Origin of the sequence: Nesterenkonia salmonea, from assembly GCF_005771525.1 — a bacterium.
Lineage (GTDB): Bacteria > Actinomycetota > Actinomycetes > Actinomycetales > Micrococcaceae > Nesterenkonia > Nesterenkonia salmonea.
Genome location: NZ_VAVZ01000107.1, coordinates 1 through 1,095, shown reverse-complemented (window position 1 = coordinate 1,095; position 1,095 = coordinate 1). Strand labels below are relative to the sequence as shown.

Sequence of the window (1,095 nt, the reverse complement as noted above, 5' to 3'; positions counted from 1 at the left end):
GGCGGCCCAGGGAAACAGACCAGCCGAAACGCTGATACTGCGCCCTGGGCCGACCTCACTTAGCCGGGGACGCCTTGGATCAAGCCCGCCAGCGGGTTCAGCGTGAGACCACCGGGCACCGCGGGCGATCAGGTGATCCCCTCTACGGGGCACGTAGAACGTTGCGCACCGGGGCGGATCTGCTCACCGATCCTCAGGACCGCAAGCTGACCGCGGTATTCGCCGCCGATGAGCACGTGGAAGTTGAGGCAAGCTGGGGTATCTATCAGAAGATCGTCGCCGCCTACCGGTGCCCGTCGAAGCCCATGGGCAAGCAGATACTCACCGAGGTCATCCACTCCCTGCGTCGCGGGATTCCCGTGAAGCTGGTCGAGTTAAAGAAGCTGGGCCGGACTCTAAACCGACGAGCTGCTGACATCCTGGCCTACTTCGACAGGCCGGGCACATCCAACGGACCCACCGAAGCTATCAACGGCAGGCTCGAACACCTCCGCGGCACCGCCCTGGGATTCAGGAACCTGACCAACTACATCACCCGGGCCCTACTGGACACCGGAGGATTCAGGCCCCTCCTACACCCTCATCTGCGATGAGCCAGTTAAATCTGGTGGACTGCCTATGACGTATGTGAGCGATAGTGCCTCCAGTAATGCTGCTGGGATTCGCCTCGTTGACCTTGAGAAGAAGTTTTATATGGGGGCGTTCGATCTAGCTGACCGTGCAGGAATTACACGCAACAAAGCAGCGGCCCTTCGGCGCCACCTTGACCTCGACGCTAATGACGATGTTCACTCGCATCGCTTTGTGCACGGCTCTCAAAAGCTCATGCGCTACTCAGACAACGCCCTTCGGAAGATGAAGACTGCTCTAGAACATTACGACATTGAACAGATATGGAGCGCACATCGTACGGCTCGGAAGGGCCAGGTGACCCCTTCATGCACACAACCTGGGTGCGCCGAGCGCAACGAAGAGTCCCCATCGAAGTAGTCCTCCTCCATAACCTCTTGGCGGGTTTGCTCGGGGTTCTGTCGGTGGACGTGCGTTATTGAGGGCAGGTTTTATTCGGCGCGTTGAGCGATGTAGCCGGACCAG

Annotated in this window: 1 pseudogene; it reads left to right on the top strand. The window is 59.5% G+C overall.

Annotated features, from left to right (window positions below):
* Positions 1-59 precede the first annotated feature (59 nt).
* Positions 60-593 (top strand): annotated as a pseudogene (locus FEF26_RS15470) (ISL3 family transposase); the annotation flags it as partial.
* Positions 594-1,095: the final 502 nt, after the last annotated feature.